Origin of the sequence: Nocardioides sp. CPCC 206348 (assembly GCF_048654705.1) — a bacterium.
Classification (GTDB): domain Bacteria; phylum Actinomycetota; class Actinomycetes; order Propionibacteriales; family Nocardioidaceae; genus Nocardioides.
In genome coordinates this window covers 53,291-55,053 of the sequence record NZ_JBMCZA010000162.1, presented here as the reverse complement: position 1 = coordinate 55,053, position 1,763 = coordinate 53,291, and the positions used below count along the sequence as shown (strand labels likewise).

Genomic DNA, 1,763 nt, shown 5'->3' with positions numbered 1-1,763 from the left:
ATCTCGGCATCCGAGGCCCGGCGGCTCGCCTGCCAGGCATCGATCATCCCGGTGGTGCTCGGCGGCAAGGGTCAGGTGCTCGATCTCGGCCGGTCGCAACGGCTGTTCTCCAAGGCGCAGCGCAAGGCCCTCCGCTTACGTGACAAGGGCTGCCGTGCCGAGGGCTGCGACGTCCCGGCCGCGTGGACCGAGGCCCACCACCTGAAACCGTGGTCAAAGGGTGGGAAGACCGACCTCGAGGACGGGATCTGCTTCTGCAGCCACCACCATCACCGGATTCACGACCATGCGTACTCGCACGAGTTGTTGGCGAATGGGAATGTCAGGTTTCACCGACGGAGATAGGCCGTGGCTCGTCGGAACTCGATGAAGGTGACGTCGCGGCAGGCGCCGTTTTGGCGTGCCCCGGAACTGCGCGGATCTGCCGAGGACCGTGCGGCCTCCTCGGCTCAACGCACCTGACGAATCTGTCGTCCGAACGGCCAAAACAGGACAGATTCGTCAGGTACGACGCGCACCCGTTCCGTCCGACTGTGCCGCGACGGGAGCGGAGCCGCGCATCGCACCTAGTCGTCGAGCACTTTGCGAGCTTCGCCCCACTCGCGCTCGAACTCAGACTTGTCGATGTCGTCATGCGGGAAGTCCCAGTCTTGGAGGGGCTTCTCCGGAGCAATGCCGTACCGGCCCTCATACGCCTGGACCGCAGCGATCCCACTGGCGTCACGCGCGGCGACAACCTCATCAAGTGCAGCTGCAGCCCGCGGGCGGCGTTCAGACCCCGCCAGTTCGACGGATCGCGTGATCCAGCCGTCATCTGCGACTTCCCAGAGGAAGGTTACGTCCCCTTCATCCCAGTGCGACCGCACCCACCTCGGCATGGATGGATCGTTGCACCGATGGACTGCCCTGTCATGCCGCTGTCGGAGCGGGATCTGCCCGAACGGGGAGCGGCATGCAGAGCGCGAACTCAGCCTGCCGCGAGACCTACCCGTGACAACATGTGCGCGTGCCCTTTGAGCCAACCGTGACCTCGAAGGTCGCCGAGATCCTCGCGACGGTCGTGGAGTGCGGTGGCGAGGCAAGCGGTGCGCATCTGCTCGACACTTGTGGCTTAAACAAGGCTCAGTTGACTCGCCAGCTCCGATGGATGGAGATGCAGGACTTCGTCAACCAGGTTGGGTCGTGGAATGACGGTGGTCTGTGGGTTCGCGCAACGGCCCTCGGTCGAGCGATCCTCGCTGCACAGCCCTGAGCCCTTCGCGCTCTTGCAGCTGATCGGCCGTGCCGACGTGCGGTCACGAGTTCCGGCACTCGGGCAGACTGCGACGCATGAGCGACGGCCTAAGAACCGAGATCCTGCTGTCGATGCAACGGGCGCTTTGGGAGCACGTGACTCAGGACCTCCGTGGCGTGGCAGTGGAGTACTCGGGAGAGTTGGATCGCGGAGCGCACGTTGTCGCTCGGTTCCTGTACGAAGGCGACGCTGGCCCGTTGCAGCGCGAGTGTGTATCTGAGTCGGAGGCGTACTTCTTGGCGGACTTCCTGCCCGACATGTCTACCGAGTTCGTTGCTGTCGACCACGCAGATCGCGATCTTCAGGGCGACGAGATGTGGGTCTTCCTGCGGTGGGAACCAACACCGGAGTTGCCGGATCAACCGCACTGAAGCGCCCGACCAAGCCGCTGTCGGAGCGGAACGCCGGACCATGCCGCTGTCGGTGCGGGAACCCGCACGGGCGGGCACATGGGCGCACGACGGCAGCG

4 protein-coding genes are annotated in these 1,763 nt (G+C 64.9%); 3 read left to right on the top strand and 1 reads right to left on the bottom strand.

All coding sequences use genetic code 11. The features are described 5' to 3' along the window. Positions 1 to 345 (top strand): HNH endonuclease signature motif containing protein (locus ACOADB_RS12305; RefSeq protein WP_378598734.1); only part of this gene is annotated, 345 nt, incomplete at its 5' end. Positions 346 to 566: 221 nt separating this feature from the next. Here ACOADB_RS12305 and ACOADB_RS12300 read toward each other — a convergent pair. Next, positions 567 to 878 (bottom strand): hypothetical protein, encoded by a 312-nt coding sequence (locus ACOADB_RS12300; RefSeq protein ID WP_378598731.1) that lies wholly within the window; start codon positions 876 to 878, stop codon positions 567 to 569. A gap of 146 nt (positions 879 to 1,024) precedes the next feature. Between ACOADB_RS12300 and ACOADB_RS12295 the strand changes: the two genes are divergently transcribed. Both ACOADB_RS12295 and ACOADB_RS12290 read left to right on the top strand, forming a co-directional pair. Continuing rightward, positions 1,025 to 1,252: a hypothetical protein gene (locus tag ACOADB_RS12295; RefSeq protein WP_378598728.1), complete on the top strand. Its 228-nt coding sequence runs from the start codon at positions 1,025 to 1,027 to the stop codon at positions 1,250 to 1,252. A 77-nt stretch (positions 1,253 to 1,329) separates the two neighbouring features. After that, entirely contained in the window at positions 1,330 to 1,665 is a 336-nt protein-coding gene (locus ACOADB_RS12290; RefSeq protein ID WP_378598725.1) for a hypothetical protein, read from the top strand. Positions 1,666 to 1,763: the final 98 nt, after the last annotated feature.

What these genes read in the sequence shown, in the direction of transcription:
- ACOADB_RS12300 (WP_378598731.1), bottom strand. Translation starts at nt 878, where the DNA reads ATGCCGAGGTGGGTGCGGTCGCACTGGGATGAAGGGGACGTAACCTTC.
- ACOADB_RS12290 (WP_378598725.1), top strand. Translation starts at nt 1,330, where the DNA reads ATGAGCGACGGCCTAAGAACCGAGATCCTGCTGTCGATGCAACGGGCG.